Origin of the sequence: uncultured Haliea sp. (genome assembly GCF_963973825.1) — a bacterium.
Classification (GTDB): Bacteria; Pseudomonadota; Gammaproteobacteria; order Pseudomonadales; family Halieaceae; genus Haliea.
Genome location: NZ_CAXBAE010000001.1, coordinates 392,610 through 418,386 on the forward strand (window position 1 = coordinate 392,610; position 25,777 = coordinate 418,386).

Genomic DNA, 25,777 nt, shown 5'->3' on the forward strand with positions numbered 1-25,777 from the left:
GGGGCAGCAAAACGGTACTGCATGTGGCCACTGTGAAACGCCAATTCGTTGTTGCCAGCGCACTCTTGCTGGCAGCAGCCCTCGTTACTTTTCTGCTCTACGCCACACGGCCCGACACTGATATCAGCGAGCCCGTGTATGTACCGATCACTGTCGACGTGGTCGTGGCGGAAAAGGAGACTATCCGCATCCCCATGCAGGCGCAGGGCACCGTGTCGCCTCTGCAGCAGACCACACTGCTGGCCGAGGTTCAGGGCCGTATTGTGGAGGCCTCTGAAACCTTCAACGTCGGTGGCTTTGTCAACGCAGGGGATGTCTTGCTGCGTATTGACCCCCGCGACTACCAGGCGCGCCTCGCCCGGGCTGAGGCGGCCCTGCGCTCGGCGGAGAGCGAGCTTTTGCAGGAGCGCGGCCGGGCCGATGTGGCGCGCCGGGAATGGGAAAAGCTCCCCGCAGGCAGTCAACGCTCGGACGAAGCGCGTGATCTGTACCTGCGCAAGCCGCAACTGGCACAGGCTGAGGGGCAGCTGCTGGCAGCCCGCGCCGACCTGCAAACAGCACAGGACGACCTCGACAGGACCGTGGTGCGCGCGCCCTACACCGCGCTGATTCGCGCCAAGCACGCTGAGCTGGGGCAATTCGTCACACCAGGCACGCAGCTCGCGGAGGTCTTCTCGGTAGATGTGGCCGAGGTACGGCTGCCCATCCCGCAGACGCGGCTGGCCTATCTCGACCTGCCAGGTGTGCGCAGCACGGAGGCTGGAGCGCGCATCGACCTGTACACCGACGTCAACGGCGACGTGACCCACTGGCCCGCCAGGCTACACCGCAGCGAGGGTGTGTTCGACGAACGCTCGCGCGCACTCTATGCCGTGGCACGCATCGACGATCCCTATGGACTGACGCATCCGGGGCAACCGCCCCTGCGCATCGGCACCTTCGTCACCGCCAGCATCGAAGGGCGCCCCATGTCCGGGCTCGTCGCCCTGCCCCGGTATGTGATGCGGGCAGGTGATAACGTCGCGGTCGTCGACGACAACAACCTGGTGCGTAACCGAACCGTCACCACGCTGAACACCGGGGGTGACTTCGTCTACGTCTCGGCGGGGCTGGACGATGGCGACCAGGTCATACTCACCACACTGGACAGCGCGCTCACCGGTGCCGAGGTCAGCGTGGTATCGCGCATCAGCAGCCGCGAACTGCGACTGCGGAACACCGCCAAGGGCACCACGGCAGCGGGTGCTGACGTCGCCGCCGACGCCGCCTCGGCGCAACCCGGCGGAGCGCCCTCCGCATGAGCCCTCACCGGCAGGGCGGGGTGATTGCCTGGTTCGCCCACAACCCTGTGGCTGCGAACCTGTTGATGGCCATCATCCTGGTGGTGGGGCTGGGCTCCGCGTTCAATATCCAGCGTTCCATGTTCCCCTCCTTCGACATCGAGCTGATTTTCATCAACATGTCCTACCCCGGTGCCTCCCCGGAGGAAGTCGAGCAGGGCATCGTGCTGAAAATCGAGGAGGCCATCAACGACCTCGACGGCATCAAGCGGGTGGAGTCCGATGCCCTGGACTCCCACGCGCGGGTCATGGTGGAGCCCCAGGAAGGGATCGACATGAACGCCCTGCTGGGGGATATCAAGAACCGTATCGACGCCATACAGCATTTCCCCGCCAATGCCGAAAAGGCGATCATCAGCCAGCCGGAACTGCAGTTTCCGGCGCTGCAGCTGCAACTCTCCGGCGAGCTCGATGAGCGCAGCATGAAGACACTCGCGGAGGATATTCGCCGCGACCTGCTGACCCTGCCCGAAGTCTCTGCCGCGGAGGTGGTGGGCGCGCGCGATTACGAGATTTCCATCGAGATCTCCGAGTCACTGCTGCGTGAATACCACCTGACGTTGAGTGACGTGGCGGAGGTGATCGCACGCTCGTCGCTGGACCTGCCAGCGGGCTCGCTGCGCACCCGTCAGGGCGACATCCTGCTGCGCACGCAGGGACAGGCCTATGTGCAGCAGGATTTTGAATCCATCGTGCTGCGCAGCTTTGCCGATGGTACCCGCCTGCTGCTCGGCGATATCGCCACCGTGCGCGACGGTTTTGTCGAGGATAGCGGTTTCGCGCGCTTCAATGGCCGCTATTCACTGGGGATTCAGGTGTTCGCCATGGGGGAGCAGGACATCCTCGATACGGCGATCGCCACACGTACCTGGGTAGAGCAGAAACAGGGCGAATTGCCCGCTGCCGTCAGCCTGGACATCTGGTCGGATATCACCTTCTACCTGCAAGGCCGCCTGGGCATGATGCTGAAGAACCTTGCCATGGGGGCCCTGCTGGTACTCATCGTGCTTGCCCTGTTCCTGGAGATCAAACTCGCGTTCTGGGTGATGCTCGGCATCCCCGTCTGCTTCCTCGGCGCCATGGCTCTGATCAACACGCCCTACATCCACGCCAGCCTGAACATGATCAGCCTGTTCGGCTTTATCCTGGTGCTGGGTATCGTCGTGGATGACGCGATTATCATGGGCGAGAGCGCCTACACCGAGCAGGAGCGCCACGGCCACAGCATCCAGAGCGTGGTCGACGGCGTCAACAAGGTCGCCGTACCGGCCACCTTCGGCGTGCTGACCACGATAGTGGCGTTTGCGCCCACGCTGTTCATGGAAGGGGTGTTTGCCGCCTTCCCGGAAGCCTGCGGCTGGGTGGTGATCCTCTGCCTGCTGTTTTCCCTGGTGGAATCGAAGTGGATTCTGCCCGCACACCTGGCCCACAGCAGCCCCACGCGCAACCCCCTGCTGCTGGCGGTGGACCGGCGCCAGCAGCAGGTCAACCAGGGCCTGAAACGCTTCGTCGAACACCGCTACAGCCCGCTGATGCAGCGCTGCATCCGCAACCGCTATGTCACCCTCGCCGCCTTCATTGCCCTGCTGGTGCTGTGCAGCGGGCTGGTGCTGGGCGGCGTGGTGCGCACAGTCATCGCCCCCGATGTGCCCGGGGAGTTCATTTCCGTACAGCTGGAAATGACCGAAGGCACACCCGAAGAACGCACGCTGGCGACCATCGAGCACATTGTGGCGGCACTCGAACGTGTCGAGCAGGCGCATAAACAGGCCACCGGCGGCAAAGAGCACCTGGTGAATCACGTCTTCGTCTACGGCCGCAGCCGCACCACCGGCGGCGTGGATATCGAACTGACCAAGGAAAACGAGCGCAGCATCTCCACCCGCGAAGTGGAACGCCGCTGGCGCGATGCCGTCGGCACCCTGCACGGCACCAAAGTGCTGTCGATCAGCAGCGCCGACGGACCGGGCTTTGGACCGGCCATCGCCTTCGACCTCATGCACCGTGACTTCACCATGCTGCGTGCCGCGGCGGCGGAGCTGGAAACGGCGATTCACCGCTACGACGGGGTGTACGATATCCGCAACGGCGCCAGCGACACCGCCGATGAATTCCACATTGAGCTACTGCCCGAGGGCGAGGCGCTCGGCTTGACCCGCTACGCCGTTGCCAACCAGGTGCGCGACGCGTTCTACGGTGCGGAGGCCCAGCGCATGCAGCGCGGGCTGGACGAAGTGAAGGTCATGGTGCGCTACCCGCGCGCCGACCGGGAGACCGTCGATACCCTGCAGGAGATGTACATTCGCACACCGGACGGGCAGGAACTCCCCTTCCAGACCGTGGCCACGGTGGCCGTCAAGCAGGGCCTGCGCAAGGTCACCCACATCAATTACCAGCGCGCCGCCGAGGTAACAGCCGAGGCCAACAAGGATCTGGTGGAGCCATCGCGCATTGTCGCCGACCTCGAGAAATCCGTGCTGCCGGGCCTGCTGCAGAAGTATCCGGGGCTCAGCTATGCCGTGGCCGGCCTGGCCGATGAGGAAAGCAAGATGGTGACCAGCATGCTGATCGGCTTCGGCCTTGCGCTGTTCGGCATCTACGCGCTGCTGGCAATACCCACCCGCTCCTACCTGCAGCCCCTGATCATCATGGGCGTCATCCCCTTCGGCGTGATTGGCGCCGTCGTCGGTCACTGGCTGACCGGCTACCCACTGAGCATGATGTCGCTGATGGGGGTGATCGCGTTAAGCGGCGTGGTGGTGAATGACAGCCTGATTCTCGTTGATCACATCAATAACGCGATCAAGAGCGGCATAGAGCCGCTGCGGGCTGTTGTAGAGTCCGGCACGCAGCGTTTCCGCGCCATTTTGCTCACCTCGCTGACCACGTTCTTCGGCCTCGCGCCGATGCTGCTGGAGCGCAGCGCGCAGGCCCAGGAAATCGTGCCGATGGCGGTCTCCCTCGCCTTCGGCATTGTGTTTGCCACCGTTATCACCCTGCTGCTGGTCCCGGCGCTGTACATGATCCTGCTGGATCTGAAGCAGTGGCGCGAGCCGACTGCTCAGGCCTCCGCCCTGCCCGCTCGCTGAACGGTCAGGGCGCGGCACAGCCGACGCAGCGCATGTAGAGGTGCGCCGGGTCGTTCAGTTCGGTGAGCGTGCGGGCTGCAGTGGCCACAGGCTGCAGCAGCTGCTGCATGCCGGCATCCAGCCCGGGAAGCAAACCGCTCACCCCCACCCGCGACGCCAGTTGCCGGAGCAGCATGTCACGCGGCGACAGGGGCTGCTGTACGTATTCCACCGGGTGACGCTGCGGGTCCAGTCCACCCAGCTCGGCCGCCGCGGCAATCGCTTCCCGCAGTGAACCCAGCTCGTCAATCAGGCCCAGCACCTGGGCGTCGGCGGCACTCCACACCCGACCACCCGCAGCCGCCTGCACCGCCTCCTCGGACAGGCCACGGCCACTCGCCACCAGCTGCAGGAACTCACGGTAGGTGAAGTCCACGCCGCTGGCGAGGGTTTCCGCGACCTGCGGATTGAGCGGTCGATCAAGCCGCAGCGACCCCGCCAGCTCTGTGGTACCCACACCGTCCGTAGTGACTCCGATGCGCTCCAGCAGCCGCTCGAACGTGGGAAAGGCGGCGAACACTCCGATACTGCCGGTAATCGTTGTTGGTGTGGCCCAGATCTCATCGGCCTCGGCGGCGATGTAATAACCGCCCGAGGCGGCGATGGCGCCCATGGAAATCACCACCGGCGTGCCGGCCTCACGAATGCGGGCAATGGTCTGCCGAATGCGCTCGGCGGCCAGCACGCTGCCACCGCCAGTATTCACCCTGAGCACCAGCGCCTTGACCCCCGGCTGCTCGGCAGCCTGGCGCAACAGCCTGGACAGGGAGTCGCCCCCAATGGTGCCCGGCGGCTGCTCACCGGACATCATGTTACCTTCGGCGGTGACCACTGCCACGCGGTCTTCCGTGCGCTGGGTGAAGGCAACGGGACGCTTGCTGTTGATATAGGACTCGAAGAACACCGCCTCGTAGAAACCCTCATCGTCCTCTGCCCCAACCCGCTCAATCAGGTAGTCGTTGGCATCGGCGCGGGACAACAGCGTATCCACCAGCCCCTGCTCCTGGGCCACCCGGGCGGAATTGCCACCGGCGGCCGTCAGGTGCTCGGCATAGCGGTTGATGTAGCTGTCGAGGCTGCCAGGGGGCAGGTTGCGGCGGCTTTCAACCACGGTGACATATTCCCGCCAGAGGTCTTCAAGCCAGGCCAGGGTGATGGCTTTCTCTCCCTCGGACATGTCGTCACGCAGAAACGGCTCGGCCATCGACTTGTGCTCCCCGGCATAGAACACATGCATGGTGACCAGTGCCTTGTCCAGGGCCTGCCGGAAATGGTTGCGGTAACTCGCGAATCCCTCGAGGGGCACGGCGCCCATGGGGTGCAGAATCACCTCGTCCGCCTGGCTGGCAAGCAGATACTGGTCCTGCGTGAAGTAGTCGCCGACGGCAATGACCGGCTTGCCGGTCGCCTTGAAGGTATCGATAGCTGCGGCGATTTCCAGACTTTTGCTGATCCCCGCCGACACCAGAAAGTCGAGCTCCATGACCAGTGCGGTGATGGCCGGGTCCCGGGCGGCCTCCTGTATGGCGTCAAGCACATCGCGCAGGACGATTTCGCGCTCCGCAGGGGAAGGCTCACCCGCCAGCGCCTGCAGCGGGCTGACCTCCGACTTCTCGTCAACCAGTGTGCCCCCGAGGTTCAGCAACAGCGCCGCCTTTTCCGGCTGCGGCGGTGGCCCGCCGCTGAAATACAGCACGTAGATAAAGACCAGAAAGGCAAGAAACAGCAGGTTCGACAGCGCCAGGCGAAACCAGGTCAATCCGCGCCAGAGTGCGGAAAAAAGGCGGCGAATGGGCGATGGGCGACTCATGACGATGACTCCGGGGAGGTTTCGCGGGCTGTGTGCAGCTCACGGGCGCGCCAGCGCACGTACAGCATGGCGCTACAGAACAGTACAACGACGGCGACCATGCCGACCCACGGCAATGGCGCCGCCGGCGTTGCAAACAGGCGCTCCACCAGCGCGATAAAGTAGAGCAGGGACACAAAGCACAACCAGATGAAGCTGCGCAGGCGGTCGTGCCACATCCCGTAAAGAAACAGGCTCAGGGGCAGCAGGCTTCCCAACCAGATAATCCAGGGCGGCTGGGTGAATGCCAGGGAAAGCGCCGTCTGGCCAAACAGAGTGCCCCAGCTCAACCACGTGGCGCGCCACAGCCAGAGACTTGGGCCCTGGCGTTGCACAGGGGTCATCGCGCTGCCTCCAGAGCCAGGGACAGCCGCGCAACACGTGCGCCCAGTGCGCGACACAGCGCGGCTTCCTGCGGGTCGAGGCGCTTCTGGTTGTCGGCACCGGCCCAGTGGGAGGCACCGTAGGGCGTTCCGCCGCTGGTTGCCGTCATCAGTCCCGGCTCACTGTATGGCAGGCCTGCGGCCACCATCCCGTGATGCAGCAGGGGCAGCAACATGCTGAGCAGGGTAGACTCCTGACCGCCGTGCAGGCTGGAGGTCGAGGTGAAGACCGCGGCCGGCTTGTCGATCAATGCACCGCTCAACCACAGGCCCGAGCTTTGATCCAGGAAGTACTTCAGGGGCGCGGCCATGTTGCCGAAGCGCGTGGGGCTACCCATCACCAGCCCGGCGCACTCGCCGAGTTCCTCAAGCTCACAATACAGCGGGCCGTCGGCGGGGATCACATCCTCGATGGCCTCGCAGCTGGCCGATATCGACGGCACCGTGCGCACCCGTGCGGTGATGCCGGCAACCGACTCCGCCCCGCGCGCCACCTGGGTGGCCATGGCCGCAGTGGCGCCGTGGCGACTGTAATACAGCACCAGTACGTAGGGGTCGGCCATCAGTCGAGCAGCGCCAGCACGTTCTCCGGGGGCCGGCCGATCACGGCGCGCTCACCGCGCACTACCACCGGCCGTTCAATCAGCTTGGGATACGCAGCCATGGCGGCGAGAATCTCGGCTTCGCTACTGCCCGAGTGCAAACCAGCCGACTTGAATTCCGGCTCTCCGCGACGCAGCAGCCCGCTGGCCGGTACCGCCAGCTTTTTCAGCAGGCGCTTGAGCGCCGCGGCACTGGGCGGCTGATCCAGATAGGCAATCACATCGGGCTCTACGCCATGCTCCCGCAACAGGGCGAGTGCCGCGCGGGACTTGGAACAGCGTGGGTTGTGATAGATCTGAAACTCGCTCACGGAAAACTCCCCGGGGACAAAAAGCGTACATTATAGCAAAAGGGCTGGACGCCGCGCCGCCATGCAATCGTGGCATACTGCGCGCGCCAAGCCATTTTTTCCACTGATTCTGCCAATCAACAAGGAGCAACCCGGACGTGAGAAGCGCCTGCCTGACCCTGCTACTGTTAACCCTGACCGCGTGCCAGCCATCCGCACCGGAAAGCAACGCGGACCTGCTGCAAGGCCTGCGGGGCCAGTGGGTGGTCATCAATTACTGGGCCGAATGGTGCAAGCCCTGCATCAAGGAGATACCGGAACTGAACGCACTGGACAGCGATTACGAGAGCGTAACCGTGCTCGGCGTGAACTATGACGGTGCCACTGGCGACGCCTTACAAGCCCAGCTCGACGCGCTGCAGGTTCAGTTCGAAACGCTGGGTGAAGATCCGGCCGGCCTCCTCGGACTGGACCGACCCAACGTCCTCCCCACCACGCTGATCATCAACCCCGCGGGAGAATTGCTGGATACGTTGGTCGGGCCACAAACGCTGGAGTCGCTGCTGGCGGTGACGGTGCACCGCGCCAGCCAGGCCGAGAAGTAAACGGTGGGGTAGCGGCAGGCGTGGGCCGGCGCAGAACGCGCCGACCCTGCCGTGACTACAGGCTCTGGTAGTAATCCATGAGTATCCTGGCCACTTCCGGCCGGGAGAACTCGGGCGGCGGGGCGATGCCGTTGCCGAGCATTTCGCGCACCCGCGTACCCGAAAGCAGCACGAAGTCCTCCGGGCTGTGATCCGGCGCGTCGCGCATCATGACAACGCGGTCCAGCTTCTTGCTGTAAGCCGTGTGGTCGGCGCGGTAGATTTCCAGCTCCAGGGCACCTGCCGGTACCTCCTCGTCAAAGATGGTCTGCGCGTCAAAGCCGCCATAGTAGTCGCCTACGCCGGCGTGGTCGCGCCCCACAATCAGGTGCGTGCAGCCGCAGTTCTGGCGGAAGACTGCGTGCAGTACCGCCTCGCGCGGGCCGGCATACAGCATGTCAAAGCCGTAACCCGTGACCATCACAGTGTTCGGCGGGAAATAGACATCCACCATTTTCCGGATCGCCGCATCGCGCACGTCTGCGGGAATATCACCCGGCTTGAGCTTGCCCAACAGCATGTGGATGAGAATGCCATCCGCATGCAGGTCCTCCATCGCCATGCGGCACAGTTCCTCGTGCGCACGGTGCATGGGGTTACGGGTCTGGAAGGCGACGACCTTGTTCCAGCCGCGGGAGGCGATTTCGGCGCGAATCTCCACGGCGGTGCGGAAGGTGTCGGGGAACTCGCCGGGGAAGTAGGAAAAATTCAGCACCTCAATCGGGCCGGACAGCAGGGTGCGGCCCAGCGACTTGAAGGTCGCAACGCCGGGATGCGAGGGGTCCAGTGTGCGGAACACTTTCTCCGCGATAAAGTCGATCTGCGCGTCGGACACCGACTCCACCGCGTCCACCTCCATCACGGCAAGCACCGGGTTGCCCTCGGTATTGGGGTCGCGCAGCGCGATACGCGTGCCGGGCTGGATGTCCGTTGCCTCGGTCAGGTTGACAATGGGCACCGGCCAGAACAGGCCGTCGACGGTTTGCAGCTTCTCCGCCACGCTGAGGCTGTCAGCCAGATTCATGTAGCCGTTCAGGGGGTTGAAGTAACCAGCGCCCAGCATGACCGCATTGGCCGCGGCCGCTGAATTGAGCAGCAGCGACGGCAGCTGCTCCGCCTCCTTCAGCAGCGCCTCGCGACGGGCATCGTCAGCGACATAGAGAGGTTGCAGCTCGTCTGAGCCGTGTGGCTTGATCATGTTCGTCTCCGTTCGGGGTAGGGTAATCAGGACTTGATGATGCCGCGCTCGCGCAGCAGGGCGATGATGGTATCCACCTCTTCGGTCAGCGTTTGCTGGTCCGAGTGCAAATGCACTTCGGGCTTGAACGGGGCCTCGTAGGGGTCATCGATGCCCGTGAAGTTCTTGATTTCACCCCTGCGCGCCTTCTTGTACAGGCCCTTGGGATCACGCGCTTCCGCGGCTTCCAGGGAACAGTCCACAAAGATCTCGATGAAATCCATGCCCGCTGCCTCGTGTAACTCGCGCACCTGGTTCCGATCACTGGCGTAGGGGCTGATAAAGCTGCTCAGGGTGACGATGCCGCAGTCCACAAACAGCTTGGAGATTTCCCCGATGCGACGGATATTTTCGGTGCGGTCGTCCGCGCTGAAACCGAGGTTACGGTTGATGCCCAGGCGCACGTTGTCACCATCCAGCCGATAGGCGAGCACGCCCATTTCATTCAGGCGCCCCTCCAGTTCTACCGCCACCGTACTCTTGCCGCTGCCGGACAGCCCGGTGAACCACAGCGTGGCCCCTTTGTGACCCAACAGTTTCTCGCGGTGTTCTCGGGTGATGTCACCCTCGTGCCAATGGACATTGGTCGCTTTTTGCTCTGCCATGTGTGCTCTCTCGTGCAGTGGTTCAGGTTAGCCGCCGGGCACCCCGGCGACGATGTTCACTTATCCAGGATAAAGGCTTCCCGGTAGCCCTTGAATTGCGCCTTCAGGCCCTCTTCGGTCAGGCCGAACTGGTCCAGTGTGTAGGCGTGCGCAGGGCGCAGCTCACGCCGGTTGGAGTCCTGCCAGCGCGACATTTCGACACTCGCTTCGGGGGTCAGGTCCATACCGAGGAAGTCGTAGACGCGGCCGATCTCCACCATTGGCTGGCTGACCGTGTCCTTGAACCAGAGGTCCAGGAACCGCTCGGGGCCCATCTCACGGCGCACATCGATAGTGTGCTGCATGCCCTTGGCGAACTTGCGGGCCCACTGCTGCCCTACTGCCACCGGGTCGGCGGAGTCGGAATACACTTTCCACACATTGGCGATCATGCTGGCCAGCGACGGAATGGTCTCGACCGGGTCACGGTGGGATTGTACCACGCGGGCATCCGGGAAGATGCGAAACACCAGGTCCATGTAGTGCAGGTGATGCGGCGCCTTGAGTGCCCAGCGTTCGCCGCGCTGCCCGCTACATTTCTTCTGCCACTGCAGGAACTGCAAAAGCAGCTTCAGGTACTCATAGCCAATGGTGTGGTCCTGGGCCTCGACCGAGGCATCGAAACTGGGCACATTCGCCAGCGCCTGGATGTTGAAGCTGTAGAAGGACTGCTCCAGCAGCATGATGTCCTCGTCGGGCTCCATGGCATCCAGCGGGTGTACAGACAGCAGGTCGGGGTTGCTGTCGACCATCATCTTCACTTCCGCCTTGGCGTCGAGAATACGGCGGTCACCTGCAGCGGTGAAGTCCCAATCGAGATCCGGGCAGGGAAAACGTGTTTCATACCACAACGGGGCGTACATGCGGTTATCAGCGGCGATGGTCCGGTGCAGCATCGTGGTCCCGGTGCGGGGCAGACCGACAATCACCAGCGGCTCAACAATCTGCTCGTCGCGGATTTCCGGGTGGCGCCGCAGCCACTCCTGCACGCGCAGCCGGGTCGACAGGATATCCAGCATGCGCTGGGCCATTGCCGGGCGGCCGATCGCATTCAGGTCTGCCTCGTGCACCAGCGACCACAAGAGCCTTTCCAGGGGCTCGCGGTAGCTGTCGTCACCAAAGTCTTCAAGCCCGTCCACCGCCCTGGCCGCAGCGACCAGTGCATCTGCATCCAGCGTCAGTTCCGTCATGCTCATTCCACCTCTCCTGCGATTAAGGTCTCCAGCGCCACGACACGCGTGCGCACCGGAGGATGATCCGATGCCTCGACATAGCGCAACAGCATGGCGCCACACTCATGACCCGCGGTCGTCAGCCAGTTGGGGAATGCGCCGCCCGGATTGCTGCCCGCCACCACAATGCGCACACTGCCGTCCGCTTCGTAGCGGGCACTGCTGCGATTGATGTGGATACGATGGAAGCGGTAGTCCAGCGACTCCATCCAGAAATTCGACAGCTGGAAGTTCCAGGTGCGGCAGTCCCGGGGCGGCACAAATTCAATCAGCAGCGCTTCTTCCGGGGCCAGCTGCCAGTAGCTGTTGTGGTAGAAGATCGCAGGGTCGCCGCCCGCCCGCAGGCACATCTGCTGGTCATTGGGCGGCAAGGCGTTGATATGCCCGGCAAAGCCCAGCATCCAGTTGCGGAACAGGCCCGCGGTACCGTTCACGAAGGGGACGACACGCTGCAACTGGCTGGCAAACGCCGCCGGATCCAGCACCGGGGCTGCCTGCTGGTCCAGGCACTCGATGCGCAGTTCAAGCTTGGGCTCGCGCGCGCGGTCGCGAAATGTCTGGCGCACCAGAATATTGTCCGAGGCTTCTGTCATGGGCAACCAGTTCCCGGGTTGCGGGGTCGCGCTGACCAGCAGCTCGAATTCCCCATTGGGCCCAAGTTCCAGATCCTCCAGGGTGATGTGACCGGTGGGAGCCATATCGCCCTGACCGGCGAAGGACCCGGCCTTGGTTTCAATGCTCAGGTATTCCACCTGCCCTGCATTGCCGGTAATACGGTAGCTGTGGCGCCCGTCTACCGCGCAGTTCTGGTAAAAATTGTCCGGGTTGTCATTGCCGATTTTGGCGGTTTCATGCGACAGGGAATAGAACTGCGGACAGGCCGGGTCACTGAACTCGAGGTGTTTTTCCAGACTCAATCGCAGCAGGCGTGTGAGGTAGCGATACCCCTCTGCGATGCTGAGATCGTCAGCGGGCACGCCCTCTGCCAGGATCTCCGCACCGGCACTTTTCAGACTCTCACAAAAGTCTTCCCAAAGCTGGCCATTGCGTAACGCATCAAGCTCGGACGTCGACATGATCAGGGTCCCCGTGGTGAACATGGAATTGGCATCTGCGACGCGCAGTGTGCGGTGTTTTCGATCCGTGCGCATCACCCTCAAGGGTGACCTGACTACCAGTACTGGCTGGCGAGCGACAGCAGCAGCATCAGGCCGACCAGCGGCAACAGCCAGCGTTGCAGCTGGCGCACCCGCTCTGGAGGCAGGGGACGGGCAAAGCGCTCACCCAGCACCACCATCAGCGCCACGGCGCTGAACACCAGCACCAGCAGTAACAGCAATTGCGTCACCCGCCACCTCCCCGTTTCTGTGCGACCCTCAGGCCCCGGGCTTCAGCAGCTGGGGTGACAGGCTGGCGACCATATTGCGTACCCCCTCGCGCCAGTCCACCCGGGTGGGGCCAATCAGTTCGTGCATGCGCGCAGTGTCAATCGCCAGACTGCCGAATGCGGCGGGGTTGTCGCGAAACTCCGGCTGCAGGCCGGTCAGCTCCGCAAGCCACGCGCACCAGTCCTCGATGCTCACCGCCTGCGATCCGCCAAAGTTGACTGTGGTCACGTCGGTGCTCGCGGCGCCCAGCAGCAGGGGCAGCTTTTCAATATAGTCGTCGGTATGCAGCAGGTTGTAGAGGTTCGGTCGTTCCGGGTGCACATCGATGGGCATCCCCTGCTCCATCATCAGCAGGTGATACCAGGGCCAGCCGCCGTTGTTGCCGTAGGGCACGCTGAGGCGCGCAATGGTGGCGGGAATGCCGAATTGGTGCGCGACAAAACGACAGACGGTTTCTGCGGCAATCTTGCTGATGCTGTAGGTGGGAAACATGGCGCGGTGGTTGTCGCCCAGCGGCGCATCCTCGGCACGCGGGTCGTGACCGGCATACTCGTACACCGCTGTCGACGACAGGTGCAGGAAAGCCTTGGCGGCACGGCAATGCAGCATGAGTCGCCCCAGCCCCTCCGCATTCGCCGCGAGGTCGTAATCGAAGCTGTCTGTTTTCACGACGGCGAAGTTCAGCACGTAGTCGAAGTCATCCGGCAGGTCGCGCAAGCCGTTGCGGTCGGCAAGATCCACCGCCACGCAGCGAACGCCCTTGCCCTCGAGCGCCGCACGCTGTGCCGGATCGCTGAAACGTGCCAGGGCAGTCAACTCGGCCTGGCCGGCCCAGGCGTCAATCACCGGCGCCGCCACCTGCCCGGTGGGGCCGGTGATAAGGATTTTACTGCCTGCGATCTGTGCTGCCTCGACGGTCATGGCGTGACTCCTTGGGGAATTGTCTGGCCTCAGTCTAGCGTGCTGCCGGGCGTTACGGCTCACCCGTTCGGGGGATCAGAGCTCGTCGCGATCGGGCAGCACGCGGTACACCTCGGAGATCTGCTCCGGGCCGCTGACGGTACACTGCAGATCCTGGATCAGGCCGTCCTTGAGGCTGTAGACCCAGCCATGCACTGACAGACCCTGACCGCGCGCCCAGGCGTTCTGCACGATGGTGGTGTGACACACGTTTGACACCTGGCTTACCACGTTGAGCTCACAGAGCAGATTGACCCGTTCCTCGTCGCTTTCCAGCGCCGCGATACGCCGGCGGTGGCGCTGCTGGACGTCCTTGATGTTGCGCAGCCAATTGTCGATCAGGCCGTTGTCACGGTTCTCGTAGGCGGCACGCACACCGCCGCAGTTGTAATGTCCGACCACCAGCACATGTTTGACCCGCAGTACATCCACCGCGTACTGCAGCACGGTCAGGCAGTTGAAATCCGTGTGTACCACCATGTTGGCAACGTTACGGTGCACAAACACCTCGCCGGGCAGCAGGCCGACGATCTGGTTGGCGGGGACGCGGCTGTCAGAGCAGCCAATCCAGAGGTATTCGGGGCTCTGCTGGTTGGCCAGCTTCTCGAAAAAATCCGGATCAGTGGTTTTTACGGAGTGCGCCCAAGCACGGTTGTTTTCGAAAAGGTCGTCGATACTCCTCAAGGGCACACTGTCTCCGGGATCAGATCATCAGGGTAGAGAGGCGGCCGACTTTGAGTTGATTTCCGTTCCCCGCAACCGCGCTCTGCACTGCTTTCGAACCGGCACTCTGCATTTGCCGGGCCAGTTGCGCCATGTCAACGGCGGGGTATTGTTCGGGCTCCCAGGTGACAAGGCCAAGGCTAAGCGTAACCTGAAGCACCGCTCCACGGCCATCATCTATGAGGAAATTTTCTATGTCCCGGCGTATCCGTTCCGCCACATCAATGGCGGGTGACTCGCTGGTACCGGAGAGCAGCACTGCCAGCCGGGAATCTGACAGGCGCGCGAGATAGTCGGTGGCACGCAGCCCGGAGGAAACGCGCTCTGTGACCTTTTTCAGCACAAACCGGCCCGTGATCTCCCCGTAGTGACGATACAGCTCCTCAAACTCGTCCACCTCCAGCATCAGGACCGACAGCGCCTCATTGGCGCGCCGTGCCCGGGCGATTTCACGGGCGATATCCTTTTCGAAGCCGCGCAGGTTACTGATCTGGGTCAGCGGATCCAGCATGGTCAGGCGGGAAATCTGCTGTCGGCTGACCGCGTTCTTGAAGCTCTGGGATACCACCGATGCCAGGTGAGTTACCACCGCACCGTCATCCGGTGTGGTCTTCATGGGCCGTTCGACAAACCCGCAGTGATAGCTGCCGAGGAGCCTGCCGGAATCCAGCAGGGGAACCAGCAGGGCATGCTGAATGCCCTGGTCCGTTTTCAGCACTTCGAACATGCGCGAGTCGGTCGCATCCAGGAGGATAACCTCCGGCTCCATGTCGTAGAGCTCCTGCATTTCGAACACATCGTGATGCAGCTGCAGGTACTGCCCGTAGCGATGGCCCGAGGTCATCAGGCTCGCCAGTACGTTTTCCGGGTCGTACAGCCAGAGTTCCGCGACCCTGAAACCGAAGTGCCGCGGCATGCTCACCAGCAGCACCTCAAGCAGCGCCTCAAGGTCGGGGGCATCAAGCATCATGCGCTGCATCTGCCGCGCCTGGTCAACGAGCCAGCGGTTCAACTGGATGGTTTCGGTCATGCGCTGTTCACGCACCTCAGCAGGGCTGGCTGGTGCGGGTGCTGCTTCGATCTCTTCACCCGGGATCACATCGTACACAGACTCATCCGACATTCGGTATCTCGCCGCTAGCAGGACGCAGGGCCCCGGTTATGGACAGAATTATTGGCAACTCAGTTTAAGCGGCCTATACTCGCGTTGCAAACACGCGATGACTTGCCATGTAACAAAGTGTTACATCCAGATCGACGCGGTTGCGAACCTGGGGGTGGCTACGGCCTGAGATACCGCTCTGCGGTAAACCCTTCGAACCTGACCCGGTTAGGACCGGCGTAGGGATAGGTGCCTGTCTCCTGTTCATTCCGCATATCCAACCGGTTCTCTTGCTGTAATTCAAGGAGAACCCGATGAAAAAATCCTGTTATCTGTTGACCGCAAGCCTGCTTGCCGTGGCCCCGGCGTTGTCGCGTGAGCTGACGGAGGTGGTAGTCACTGCCGAGTGGCGCGATACACCGCTGCTGAACCAGTCTGCATCAACAACGGTACTCACCAGCGCTGCGCTGAGGGAACGCGCTGCGCAGCACCTGGAGGAGGTGCTGAACGTCATCCCCAACCTCAACTACGCCAGCGGTGCCTCCCGCGCGCGCTTCTTCCAAATCCGCGGCATCGGCGAACGCAGCCAGTTCCAGGAACCGCTCAACGCGTCAGTGGGGCTGCTGATCGACGGTGTCGACTTCAGTGGGCTGGGCGCGATTGGCACGCTGTTCGACGTTGCCCAGGTTGAAGTGCTGCGCGGCCCCCAGGGTACGCTGCACGGCGCCAACGCCCTCGCCGGGCTGGTAAACATTCGCAGCGCCGCTCCGGAGAGCAGCCCAGGATTGCGCCTGGAAGCCACCGTGGCGGACTACAACACGCAGGCACTGGGGGTTGTCGGCACCGGGCCGCTGGCCGGTGACCAACTCTTGTACCGCGTGGCCGTGCAGCAGTACGGCAGTGACGGCTACTACGACAACGACTTTCTGCGCCGGGACGACACCAATGAACGGGATGAGACCACCGTACGCGCCCGCCTGCGCTGGCTCGCCTCGGCCACCGACACCGTCGACCTGAGCGTAACCCTGGCCGACATCGACAACGGCTACGATGCCTTCTCGCTGGATAACACGCGGCGCACGCTGTCTGATCAGCCCGGCCGTGATCGCCAGGACACCAGCGCCGCCAGCCTCACCTGGGCCGCCTCTCGCCCGGCACTGGACATCGAGACCGTGGTTACACTCGCAACCAGCGACACGGAGTACAGTTTCGACGAAGACTGGAGCTTTATCGGCATTGCACCGGAACTGGAATACTGTTCCTTCGACCGCTATCTCCGCGACCGCGACAGTTTCAGCGGCCAGCTGCGTTTGCTCTCCAACGAACAGTCGCGACTGTTCGAGGGGCGCAGTGACTGGACGGCGGGCGTTTACTACCTGGGTGACCGCGAGGATCTGGACCGCGAATACACCTACCTCGACGCGCCCTTCAACAGCCGCTACGACACGGACACAGGCGCCGTGTTCGGGCAGCTGGATACGCGGCTCACCGACCACCTGACGTTGTCCAGCGGCCTGCGCCTGGAGCGACGGCGCACCGACTATGCCGACAATAACGGCGTGGCCGAGCGGGTTGCCAAAAACCTCTGGGGCGCGCGGCTGGTGCTCGAGTACCAGCCTGCGGACGGCGCGCTGTGGTACGGCGGCATTTCCCGCGGCTACCGCGGCAACGGCGTGAATGCCGGTATTCTGGCCAGCGCAGGCGCCACCAATGACCCCGGCCAGCAGGCGCTGCTCGCGGGGCTGGGCCGCTTTGACGAGGAGACACTGCTCAACTACGAGGTCGGTTACAAGGCGGAAGCGCTGCAGGGACGGCTGCAGGGACGTCTCGCCCTGTTCTACATGGACCGGGATGACCAGCAGGTCAAAGGCTCCCTGGTGCTGCCTCGCGAGGATGGCAGCACCGCATTCCTAGACTACACCAACAATGCCGCCCGGGGGCACAACTACGGACTGGAGCTGGAAATCGACTGGCTGGCACACGAGGCATTGGAGCTGTACGCCAACCTCGGCCTGCTGGAAGCCAGCTTCGACCGCTATATCAATGCAGATGGCACCGACCTCGCCGGGCGCGAGCAGGCCCATGCGCCGGGCTATCAGGCGGCGCTGGGCGGCCGCCTCGCGATCACCCGGCAGCTCTATGCGCGTGTGGACATCGAGGCCCGCGACAGCTTCTATTTCTCTGACCGCCACGACCTGCGCTCGGAGGCCTATGAACTGGTGCACCTGCGCCTTGGCTGGGTGGAAGCGGATTGGGAAGTCGCCCTCTGGGCCCGCAACCTGGCCGACAGGGACTACGCGACACGCGGCTTCGGCAGCTTCGGGAACGACCCACGCAAGGACTATGCGGTCGAACCCTATTACCAGTTCGGTGAACCACGCAGCGTGGGCCTGACGGCCAGCTATCAATTCTAGACACAGGACATCCCCTATGGACATCACCGCAGAACTCAGCCTGTATCCGCTTCAGGATGACTATATCCCGGTCATCAAGTGCTTCATCGATGGGCTGGCGGCAAGCAAGGGCCTGACCGTCGTAACCAATGCCATGAGCACGCAACTGAGCGGTGATGCAGGCGACGTTTTCGCCGCGGTGCAAGCGACCCTGGAGGCGAGTTATCGCGACTTCGGCAAGCAGGTGCTGGTCTGCAAGTTCATTCCCGGGCTGCTGCCGATTCACCCAACATGACCGCCGACAGCGTTCTCACACAGCTGGTGGCGGGAGCCGCCACCCTCTCCGGCTGGGAGTTGGCCGCCGTGTTGCTGGGGGTGGCGTACCTGCTGCTGGCGGTGCGGGAAAACCTGTGGTGCTGGTATGCAGCCTTCGCCAGCACCGCCATTTTCCTCTGGCTGTTCTGGCAGGTGGGGCTGCTGATGGAGTCCGCGCTACAGGTGTATTACCTGGGCATGGCGCTCTATGGCTGGCAGCAGTGGCGTGGCGGCGGCAGCGGGAACGCTGCGGCGCAGCAGCGCCTGCCGATCAGCGTCTGGCCGCCGCAGCGACACATTCTGGCCATTGCCAGCGTGCTGCTGGCCAGCGCCGTCAGCGGTGCACTGCTCGACAGGTACACGGGCGCCGTGCTGCCCTACATCGACTCCTTCACCACCTGGGGCAGCATACTGACAACCTGGATGGTGGCGAAAAAACTGCTGGAAAACTGGCTTTACTGGCTGGTCATCGACAGCGTGTCCATTTACCTGTACCTGGAACGCGGCCTGTTTCTCACCGCCGCGCTGTTTGCCGTGTACCTGGTCATCGTGGTGTTCGGTTACCGTCGCTGGCACCGGCACTACCGGCTGCAATGCGCCAGCGCCTGAAGCAGGCGCTGGACAGCTGGCGCAACTGGGAGGTGGGTGGCCTGCAACAGGCGCCTCGTGTTCTGGGTCGCCTCGGCGGCGGTCTGAGCCATCAGAGCTTTCTGGTGAGCAGTGGTGACCGACCGTTCGCAGTGCGGCTGACGGACGAAGACTCCGGGGCGGACCTGCCGGGCCCACACGTGGAGTGGCAGGCACTGCGGCTGGCACACGAGGCCGGCCTCGCACCGGCGCCACGCTATCTCGACACACAGGCGGGCATTCTGGTCTGTGACTACCTGCAACCCGACTCCGACGGTGCCGTCACGCCCGCAGCCCTGGGCACGCTGCTGCGGCGTATCCACCAGCTGCCGGACCTGCCTGCAAGCCTGGCCGTGGGGGAGCGCTGCGAGCGGGCCACGTCGGCCATCCGCCAGGGGCAGGCCGAGACCTGGCGCGCCCTGCAACCACTGGCGGCGCGTGCGGCACCGTTCATTGCGCAACTGGAAACCGCCGGCCCGCAGGCCACCTGCCACAACGACCTGTTGCACGCGAATCGCGTGGTGAGCGGAGGGCGGCTGTGGGCGATCGACTGGGAGTACGCCGCGACGGGCCCGGTGTGGTTTGACCTTGCCGCCGTCTGCGCCGGCGACGAACTTGACACATCAGCGCGCCGGGCTCTGCTGGAGAATTACCTGCAAGCGCCTGTCGCCGACCGTGACTGGCAACGTTTGACACTGTTTGAGTGTGGCTACCGCTATCTGGAACTGCTCTGGCACCTGCGCACACACAGCGCACCGGCCGCGGCCAGCCTTGCAGAGAAACGGGAGCGCCTGCAGCACTGCATCACCTTACTGGAAAGCGGCTGACCCGGCCTCCCGGGAGCACAACCCCCGCGCGCAGCGTCAGTCGCGGAAGTTGGTGAACTGGAGAGGCACATCGACGACGTCGCTAGCGCGCAGCAGGGCAATCGCCTCCTGCAGGTCATCGCGCTTCTTGCCTGTCACCCGCACCTGCTCACCCTGGATCTGGGCCTGCACCTTCAGCTTGGCCTCCTTGAGCTGCTTGACGATGGCCTTGCACTGCTGGCTGTCCAGACCATTGCGCAGCGTGACCGTCTGGCGCACCAGCTTGCCACTGGCAATCGGATCCCCGACCTCCATGGCTTGTGGGTCGATGTCGCACTTGATCAATGCGCTGCGCAGCATGTCTTCCATCTGCGCCAGCTGGAATTCCACCTCCGCGTGCAGCGCCACGGTATGTCCGTCCCGCTCAAAGCCCGCGCCAACCCCCTTGAAGTCGAAACGGTTGGTGACAATACGCGATGCCTGATCCACCGCGTTGGTCAGCTGGTGCAGGTCGACTTCCGATACAACGTCGAAAGATGGCATAGTGCGGTTCCCCGGTTCAGTCAATCAGACAGGAGCACCATGTTAATCAGCCGGCACCGCATTGCAATCCCCGCAACACGCTGAATGCGCTCACGCCACTGGCATATTCTCGGTGCCGGCTCGATGGGCAGCCTGTTCGCCTGTCTCTTCGACAAGGCGGGCATCCGCTGCTCGCTGTTGCTGCGGGACGGCGATCCGACACTGACGCAGACGACGCGGCGCATACAGCTGCAGGCAGATGGCCTGACCAGCGAACACAGCGTCCGGGTTGCCAGCGGTGCACACGCCGCCCCGATTGACTATCTGCTGGTCTGCACCAAGGCCTACGACCTGGTTGACGGCCTTGCGGGTTTGCAGCCCTGGCTGGCCCCGAACGCTGTGGTCGTCCTGCTCGCCAACGGCCTGGGTTATCAACAGACAGTGGCGGCGCGGTGGCCGCAGCTGGCCGTGTTCAGCGGCAGCACCACCGAGGGCGCATTCCGCGAGGCGGGCCAACGAGTCCTGCGGGCCGGGCGCGGGACCACCTGGGTAGGCGGCCGGGGCGTACAGAAAGCCCCGGACTGGTTCAGCGACTGGCAGGCTATCGATGCTCGCTGCGGCTGGAGGCAAGACATTGATGCGGTGCTGTGGCGCAAATTCGCTATCAACTGCGCCATCAACCCGCTCACCGCGCTGCACCGGTGTCGCAATGGCGCCCTGGCGGAGCCCGGCGCTCTCGCCGATGAGGTGCGCGCGCTGTGTCTGGAGATTGCAGTCATCGGGCAGGCCGCAGGCCAGGGAGAGGCCGTTGTGGGACTCTACGAGTCCGTGATGGAGGTGGTGGCGGTCACCGCCAACAACCGCTCCTCGATGCTGCAGGACGTGCTTGCGAAGCGCCCCACGGAGATCGGTTTTCTCACGGCCTTCCTCGTTGACACGGCGGACGCATTGGGGATTGATGTCCCACACAACAAGGCGCTGCTGTGCGCATTGCAGCCCGCGACCCACCCGGTCGGCTAGGGGTCGGCCGCAAACAGCTCTGCCGCTGCCCTGCCGGCCAACGCGCGCCAGCGATGCTCGGGGGCCCCCGTTGGCACCAGCGCCTGTCGATAGCGATACGCGCCCCCACGCTCACGCTCAAGACCCAGCACACAGAGCGCAGGACTGCACTGCAGGGCGATGCGCAGCGTCTCTGGCGGCGGTGGCAGATTGTGGTCCAGAACGGTGGGGAAAAATGGGGGCAGCTCGCCGTGAAACTGCAACCCCGGACGCTCCGCGAGTAACTGCTCGCGTACAAGCGCCAGCACACCCTCCACACCGCCAGCGTTCGAGAGCGCCGCAGACCCCGACTCCAGCACCACCAGCGGACGTGGCACCGTGACCCGGTAATCTCGTGGCCAGAGCGCGAAGAGCGCCGCCGCCGTCACGCACACCAACGCGGCGGCGGCCGCTAGCCAGTGTCGTCGGCGCCAGTCACGCCCCAGCCCCAGAACCGACCACTGCCCTGAAGGTCGCGGCATACGTGAACGTCCCTGGCGGCTGAGACTGCGGGGGATCTGCAACGGCAGATCATCGCTGTCCTCGGTGCGAAAAAAGCGCTCAGCCTCATCACGCAGTGGTGAACGCAGCTGCCGTGGCTGCGCCGTCGCCATCCTGTGCAGCTGCCGCCGCACCTCATGGGTATTTGACGGACGCTGGGCCGGATCGGCGGCCAGCAGGCTGTCGATCAGGGCATCCAGCCCCTGGGGCGGTGCAGACCCGTCGACCAGCGTGGCAGGCAATGCGGGCGCGGCACCGCGCAACAGAGCCTCGCTGTCCAGACCGTGGCGCCCCTGGAAGGGGTGGCGACCCGCTACCAGCCGATACAGCAGGCACCCCAGGGCGAAGAGGTCAGAGCGCACATCCTGCGGCTTGCCCAACAATTGCTCGGGAGAAACGCAGCTGAGACTGCCGCGGGCCGTCGCCACCGAGCCCTGCTGCGCCGCGAGGCCAAAATCCGTCAGCTTGACGCGCCCCTCCGGGGTCACCAGGACATTTCCGGGCTTGATATCACCGTGCACGATACCCCGGGAGCGACCGGCGGCGATCGCCGCCGCAACATCGCTGGCGACGACAAGACTGCTGGCCAGGGACAGCTCTCGCTCGGCGAGGAGTTCCTCAAGGTCACACCCGGGCACGTACTCCATGATCATGGCAAGGTGCGTATCGCCGACGATCACATCGTGAATCGTGACCACACGGGTGCTGTCCAGCGAGGCCACCGCCTGCGCCTCGCGCAGCACGCGACGACTCTGCGCAGGCTCTGCCGGCAGGGCGTGGATTTTCGCCACGATGCGTCGCCCGAGGCGATCGTCTATACCGAGGAAGACCGAGCCCTGCCCCCCGCGGCGAATGAGTCGCAGGATGCGGTAGGGGCCGATACGATCGCCGCTGCTCAAGCCTCGCCGCTTCCCGCCGGCGCAGCACGTTGATGCGCCAACCTGCTGCGCAGGGCAATCGCCGAGACACGCAGGGCCGTGGCGGCGGCGGCCACGTCCTGGTTGGCGCGCGCCAGCGCCGCTTGCAGTTCTGCCTCTGGAACCTGCGCGGCCAGGCGCAGGCCCAGTGCCGGCAATCGGCGGTACAGGGCCTGGCGGCTCATACCCGCCCGGCGCGCCGCAGCGCTGACTTCGTACCGCTCCTGCTTCAACAGCGCGCGCAGGGCGTCGTCACCCAGCTCCACCGGAGACGGAGCGGGCACCTCGGCGGGAGAATCGGCGACCTCGGCGGCAATCGGTTGCAACAACATCGCGGGCAGCAGGCCACCCTCACCCTGCAGCACGATCTGTCGCGCACAATTGCCCAATTCACGCACATTGCCGGGCCAGGCATAGCGCTGGCAGAGGGTGAACAGCTCTGCCCACTGCGCAACCTCCAGAGGGTCGCTCTCGGGTGTGGGCAACAGGGTGGGTGAGCCGGTTTCCGCACAGGCCTGTTGCAGGAAGTGACAGAGCAGCTCACCGATGTCCTCGGGGTGCTCGCGCAGCGGCGCGACGCAGATCTCCGCGCTGCCCAGGCGGTGTCGCAGTGCGCTGCGAAACGTGCTGTCCGGGCCGTCCAACGGGGCGTCGGTCGCCGAAATAACGCGCACATCGACCGTGCGGAGAGCACCGCCCACCGGCTGTATTTCGCGCTCCTGCAGTGCGCGCAACAGCTGCGGCTGCACCTCGGCGGGCGTGTCGCCCACTTCGTCAAGAAACAGGCTGCCTTTTTCGGCCTGCTGGAAATAACCGACGCTGTTGCGCTCTGCGCCGGTAAAGGCGCCCCTCGCGCTGCCGAACAGCACTGCCGCCGCGACCCCCGGGGGAATCGCCGCCATATTGACAGGTACCAGCGGCCCCGCGGCACGCTCGCTGGCGCCATGCACCGCGCGTGCCACCAATTCCTTGCCGCTACCGGTCTCGCCTCGAATCAGTACATCCAGACCGCAGCGCGCAACGCGTGCGATATCGCGGCGCAGAGCCTGCATGTAATCGCTGCTGCCGAGCAGGCCAGAAAACGCAGCCGCCGACGATGCGGCCGTCTCCCCGTTACCGTGCGAGAACGCCGGCACCTCACGGAGCAGCAGCACGACACTGTGGGCCAGTTGCAGCACAACGCCCCTGCGCACATCCGCCGCGGTGAAATCCCGCGCCGCCTGCACCCATTCACCGTTCAGCCGGCAGCGGCAGGCATCGGCCACCGGTGCCAGGGTTACCCCGGCGTCACGAAATCGCATATGCAGCGCCTGGCGACTGACATGCGGGTCGTCCAGAGGACGCCCCATGTCCCCTCCAGCGCGCACGAAAGCCGGCTGCTGTCTCCCGAGCACCAAAGGCTTGCGCCGCGAGCCCTGCAGCACCCAGCGTTCTCCAATGCGCTCCACATCGGGGTGAAAGACAATGGTAAGGACGCGTACCCGACGCGCAGGGGCGGAAGTCAGCTGCGCAAATACCGAGGGCAGCGTCGCATCCATGCGGTTGTGTTCCGGCATAGGCAAACCCGAGCTTCAATGCGCTCCGCTGGCTTTACCTGAAAGCCTAGCAGATGAACGCCCGCTTTGCCCCTGCGCGGTCGCATCTGACGATTTGCACGCAACGGCCAGTCGGGGCTCAGTCGATGATGGCCACCAGAGCAATCGCCACCACCCAGATAACGGCACTGCGCGTCAACAGGGCACCCAGGGCCTGCATGTCATCCGCTGCCGTCTGCACATCGGCTTCCGCACCCGCGCTGTGCACGGCAGCAGTGCCCACGTCGCCGAGCAGTTCAGCGGGAGCGCGCGCCGTATCCCGCAGTGCCGCGAAAAGCGCATCTCGGCTGCGCATGAAGTCGCCGGCCAATGCAAAGGTCAGGGCCAGCAGGCGCGCCGGAATCCAGTCGACGACGAACAACACGCTGGCAGCGGCACGCTCCGGCGCCCGCAGCGCTGCCAGTTGCAGCAGGCGGTAGGCGAAGGCCCAAGCCGGCCCCAGCGCCACGAACAGCAGTACGACTGCAAACCAGCGCTGATAGCCGTCATAGAGCAGGCGCGCCTGCAAGCCGTGCCAGGCGTCGTCCGCTTCACCCTCGCTGGCCGCGCGTGCCAGATCGTCGGCACCCAGGGCACCGCAGAGGAACAGCCACGCGGTTTCCGGGTTACCACGTTCACAGTGCGCACGATACTGCACCAGACGCGCGTGGAAATCGCCGCGACCGAAGCTGAACAGCAGGACCAGCGCCGCAAGCAGTATCCAGGGCAGCCCGAACAGCACCGGCGCCAGCAGCATCAACAGCGCCCCCAGCAGCAGTGTGGGCAGCAGCACCAGCAACAGCAGCTGCACCGCATCCAGCAGGCCGAGTGCCGCGACGCGCTCGCGGTAGTCGTACCACCAGCGGTCGCGGTGCAGCCAGGGCTCGGCACCCCAGAGTTGCCGCAGTGCCAGTGCGAGAATCAGTGCGAGAAAGGTCATGCGGCGTCTCCTGCGGGTGCCAGGCTGGCACGGTAACGCGACCAGTCGAACACCCTGCCCGGATCGGTCTTTCTTCCGGGGGCGATATCGGCGTGGCCAGCGATGTGATCGTGACACAAGCCCGGGTAAGACGCGATCAGGGTATCGGTCAGGGCTGCGAGGGTTGTGTACTGCGCGTCCGTATAGGGAAGCTCGTCAGTCCCTTCCAGCTCGACCCCGATGCTGAAATCGTTGCAGTTCTCCCGACCCCGCCAGCAGGACTGTCCGGCATGCCAGGCGCGCAATCCGGTTGCGACAAACTGCACCAGTTCACCGCAGCGGCGAATCAGGAAATGCGCCGACACTTCCAGGCCGTGTATTTCCGCGTAGAACGGGTGCGCATTCCAATCCAGGCAATTGGTGAACAGCTGTTCAATGGCGTCGCCGCCGAAACACCCCGGCGGCAGCGAGATATTGTGGATCACCAGCAGCTCTACCGCGACGCCCACGGGCCGCGGGCCGCAGTTCGGCGAAGGCACTCTGCGCGCCTGGTCAATCCAGCCCTGGTCGAGTGTATAGCGCATCCCAGCCCCACTGCGTGAAGCCACATCATAATCCAGCACCCGAGGGGGCTCAACGCATT

Annotated in this window: 25 protein-coding genes and 1 riboswitch; of the genes, 8 read left to right on the top strand and 17 right to left on the bottom strand. The window is 64.2% G+C overall.

Features of this window, described 5'->3' with window-relative positions:
- Positions 1-32: 32 nt before the first annotated feature.
- Together AACZ17_RS01815 and AACZ17_RS01820 are read left to right on the top strand one after the other, a co-directional pair.
- A complete protein-coding gene (locus AACZ17_RS01815; RefSeq protein ID WP_290744585.1) occupies positions 33-1,301 on the top strand; it encodes an efflux RND transporter periplasmic adaptor subunit in 1,269 nt (422 codons plus the stop codon).
- Positions 1,298-4,429 carry an efflux RND transporter permease subunit gene (locus tag AACZ17_RS01820; RefSeq protein ID WP_290744587.1) on the top strand — a complete coding sequence of 1,044 codons (3,132 nt, stop codon included), beginning with the start codon at positions 1,298-1,300 and terminating at the stop codon, positions 4,427-4,429. The genes AACZ17_RS01815 and AACZ17_RS01820 overlap by 4 nt, the downstream gene beginning before the upstream one ends.
- 4 nt (positions 4,430-4,433) lie before the next feature.
- Here AACZ17_RS01820 and sppA read toward each other — a convergent pair whose 3' ends face one another.
- The 4 genes from sppA to arsC are packed head-to-tail and all read right to left on the bottom strand — an operon-like array spanning position 4,434 to position 7,613.
- A complete protein-coding gene (sppA, locus tag AACZ17_RS01825; protein ID WP_290744589.1) occupies positions 4,434-6,278 on the bottom strand; it encodes a signal peptide peptidase SppA in 1,845 nt (614 codons plus the stop codon).
- Positions 6,275-6,661 (bottom strand): DUF2069 domain-containing protein, encoded by a 387-nt coding sequence (locus AACZ17_RS01830; RefSeq protein ID WP_290744591.1) that lies wholly within the window; start codon positions 6,659-6,661, stop codon positions 6,275-6,277. The genes sppA and AACZ17_RS01830 overlap by 4 nt, the downstream gene beginning before the upstream one ends.
- A complete protein-coding gene (gene wrbA / locus AACZ17_RS01835; RefSeq protein ID WP_290744592.1) occupies positions 6,658-7,263 on the bottom strand; it encodes an NAD(P)H:quinone oxidoreductase in 606 nt (201 codons plus the stop codon). Before wrbA ends, AACZ17_RS01830 begins: the two co-directional genes overlap by 4 nt.
- The gene (gene arsC / locus AACZ17_RS01840) at positions 7,263-7,613 is read right to left on the bottom strand and encodes an arsenate reductase (glutaredoxin) (RefSeq protein ID WP_290744594.1); all 351 of its coding nucleotides are present in this window, start codon (positions 7,611-7,613) and stop codon (positions 7,263-7,265) included. Before arsC ends, wrbA begins: the two co-directional genes overlap by 1 nt.
- Positions 7,614-7,750: 137 nt before the next feature.
- On the opposite strand from arsC, the gene AACZ17_RS01845 reads away from it, so the two are divergent.
- Positions 7,751-8,197, top strand: coding sequence for a TlpA disulfide reductase family protein (locus AACZ17_RS01845; protein ID WP_290744596.1), 447 nt, complete (start codon positions 7,751-7,753; stop codon positions 8,195-8,197).
- Between the two features lie 55 nt (positions 8,198-8,252).
- Here AACZ17_RS01845 and sat read toward each other — a convergent pair whose 3' ends face one another.
- The 8 genes from sat to AACZ17_RS01885 form a co-directional block, all read right to left on the bottom strand.
- The gene (gene sat / locus AACZ17_RS01850) at positions 8,253-9,434 is read right to left on the bottom strand and encodes a sulfate adenylyltransferase (RefSeq protein ID WP_290744598.1); all 1,182 of its coding nucleotides are present in this window, start codon (positions 9,432-9,434) and stop codon (positions 8,253-8,255) included.
- A gap of 26 nt (positions 9,435-9,460) precedes the next feature.
- Positions 9,461-10,078 (bottom strand): adenylyl-sulfate kinase, encoded by a 618-nt coding sequence (gene cysC, locus AACZ17_RS01855; RefSeq protein WP_290744600.1) that lies wholly within the window; start codon positions 10,076-10,078, stop codon positions 9,461-9,463.
- 56 nt (positions 10,079-10,134) lie between these two features.
- On the bottom strand, positions 10,135-11,313 hold the full coding sequence (locus AACZ17_RS01860; protein WP_290744602.1) for a sulfotransferase: 1,179 nt from the start codon (positions 11,311-11,313) through the stop codon (positions 10,135-10,137).
- Positions 11,310-12,500 carry a DUF1214 domain-containing protein gene (locus AACZ17_RS01865; RefSeq protein WP_290744604.1) on the bottom strand — a complete coding sequence of 397 codons (1,191 nt, stop codon included), beginning with the start codon at positions 12,498-12,500 and terminating at the stop codon, positions 11,310-11,312. Before AACZ17_RS01865 ends, AACZ17_RS01860 begins: the two co-directional genes overlap by 4 nt.
- A 20-nt stretch (positions 12,501-12,520) precedes the next feature.
- Complete coding sequence (locus AACZ17_RS01870) at positions 12,521-12,697, bottom strand: hypothetical protein (RefSeq protein ID WP_290744605.1); 177 nt, start codon at positions 12,695-12,697, stop codon at positions 12,521-12,523.
- Between the two features lie 28 nt (positions 12,698-12,725).
- Positions 12,726-13,658, bottom strand: a complete 933-nt coding sequence (locus tag AACZ17_RS01875; protein WP_290744607.1) for an NAD(P)-dependent oxidoreductase — start codon at positions 13,656-13,658, stop codon at positions 12,726-12,728.
- A gap of 75 nt (positions 13,659-13,733) precedes the next feature.
- On the bottom strand, positions 13,734-14,381 hold the full coding sequence (gene can, locus AACZ17_RS01880; protein ID WP_290744847.1) for a carbonate dehydratase: 648 nt from the start codon (positions 14,379-14,381) through the stop codon (positions 13,734-13,736).
- 19 nt (positions 14,382-14,400) lie between these two features.
- Positions 14,401-15,543 (bottom strand): GGDEF domain-containing protein, encoded by a 1,143-nt coding sequence (locus AACZ17_RS01885; RefSeq protein WP_290744609.1) that lies wholly within the window; start codon positions 15,541-15,543, stop codon positions 14,401-14,403.
- A 140-nt stretch (positions 15,544-15,683) separates the two neighbouring features.
- Positions 15,684-15,786, top strand: a riboswitch (TPP riboswitch).
- Between the two features lie 50 nt (positions 15,787-15,836).
- Between AACZ17_RS01885 and AACZ17_RS01890 the strand changes: the two genes are divergently transcribed.
- The 4 genes from AACZ17_RS01890 to AACZ17_RS01905 are packed head-to-tail and all read left to right on the top strand — an operon-like array spanning position 15,837 to position 19,684.
- Positions 15,837-17,936, top strand: coding sequence for a TonB-dependent receptor (locus AACZ17_RS01890; RefSeq protein ID WP_290744611.1), 2,100 nt, complete (start codon positions 15,837-15,839; stop codon positions 17,934-17,936).
- Between the two features lie 16 nt (positions 17,937-17,952).
- On the top strand, positions 17,953-18,210 hold the full coding sequence (locus tag AACZ17_RS01895) for a YkoF family thiamine/hydroxymethylpyrimidine-binding protein (protein WP_290744613.1): 258 nt from the start codon (positions 17,953-17,955) through the stop codon (positions 18,208-18,210).
- Entirely contained in the window at positions 18,207-18,839 is a 633-nt protein-coding gene (gene pnuC / locus AACZ17_RS01900; RefSeq protein WP_290744615.1) for a nicotinamide riboside transporter PnuC, read from the top strand. Before AACZ17_RS01895 ends, pnuC begins: the two co-directional genes overlap by 4 nt.
- Positions 18,824-19,684 (top strand): phosphotransferase, encoded by an 861-nt coding sequence (locus AACZ17_RS01905; protein ID WP_290744617.1) that lies wholly within the window; start codon positions 18,824-18,826, stop codon positions 19,682-19,684. The genes pnuC and AACZ17_RS01905 overlap by 16 nt, the downstream gene beginning before the upstream one ends.
- Positions 19,685-19,720: 36 nt before the next feature.
- Here the strand turns inward: AACZ17_RS01905 and AACZ17_RS01910 are convergent, their stop codons facing one another.
- Positions 19,721-20,206 (bottom strand): YajQ family cyclic di-GMP-binding protein, encoded by a 486-nt coding sequence (locus tag AACZ17_RS01910; RefSeq protein ID WP_290744619.1) that lies wholly within the window; start codon positions 20,204-20,206, stop codon positions 19,721-19,723.
- An 84-nt stretch (positions 20,207-20,290) separates the two neighbouring features.
- Here AACZ17_RS01910 and AACZ17_RS01915 point away from each other — a divergent pair, with 84 nt between their 5' ends.
- Entirely contained in the window at positions 20,291-21,205 is a 915-nt protein-coding gene (locus AACZ17_RS01915; RefSeq protein ID WP_290744621.1) for a 2-dehydropantoate 2-reductase, read from the top strand.
- On the opposite strand, the gene AACZ17_RS01920 is transcribed toward AACZ17_RS01915, so the two are convergent.
- From AACZ17_RS01920 to ampD, 4 genes are all read right to left on the bottom strand, one after another.
- Positions 21,202-22,623 (bottom strand): serine/threonine-protein kinase, encoded by a 1,422-nt coding sequence (locus tag AACZ17_RS01920; protein ID WP_290744623.1) that lies wholly within the window; start codon positions 22,621-22,623, stop codon positions 21,202-21,204. The genes AACZ17_RS01915 and AACZ17_RS01920 overlap by 4 nt on opposite strands.
- Complete coding sequence (locus AACZ17_RS01925) at positions 22,620-24,197, bottom strand: sigma 54-interacting transcriptional regulator (RefSeq protein WP_290744625.1); 1,578 nt, start codon at positions 24,195-24,197, stop codon at positions 22,620-22,622. Before AACZ17_RS01925 ends, AACZ17_RS01920 begins: the two co-directional genes overlap by 4 nt.
- A 118-nt stretch (positions 24,198-24,315) precedes the next feature.
- The gene (gene ampE, locus AACZ17_RS01930) at positions 24,316-25,155 is read right to left on the bottom strand and encodes a regulatory signaling modulator protein AmpE (protein WP_290744627.1); all 840 of its coding nucleotides are present in this window, start codon (positions 25,153-25,155) and stop codon (positions 24,316-24,318) included.
- On the bottom strand, positions 25,152-25,718 hold the full coding sequence (ampD, locus tag AACZ17_RS01935; RefSeq protein WP_290744628.1) for a 1,6-anhydro-N-acetylmuramyl-L-alanine amidase AmpD: 567 nt from the start codon (positions 25,716-25,718) through the stop codon (positions 25,152-25,154). The genes ampE and ampD overlap by 4 nt, the downstream gene beginning before the upstream one ends.
- Positions 25,719-25,777: the final 59 nt, after the last annotated feature.